We start from the raw sequence: 247 nt of genomic DNA on the forward strand, positions 1-247 counted from the left end.
GCCGAGCAGGTGGCTGCCGCCCGGCGCGACGAGCGTGTTCGCCGCGTCGATCTCGGTCTCGCCCCACTGGCTCAGCAGCGGCGCGAACACCGCCAGCAGCGCGACCACCGACAGGATGCTCGCTCCGGCGATGATCATGCGGCGGGCGAATCGGCTGTCCCGGTCGCCGCCGGGCACGACCACCGGCGCGGCGGCGGGACCGTCGGGGACGGTTCGCAGCTCGGCCATCAGAGCCTCACTCTCGGGT

At 74.1% G+C, this 247-nt stretch carries 1 pseudogene; it reads right to left on the minus strand.

Features of this window, described 5'->3' with window-relative positions:
* A pseudogene (locus tag AC0L3P_RS40345) lies at positions 1-228 on the minus strand (hypothetical protein); the annotation flags it as partial.
* Positions 229-247: the final 19 nt, after the last annotated feature.

This window comes from Bradyrhizobium sp. WSM4874 (assembly GCF_055811835.1).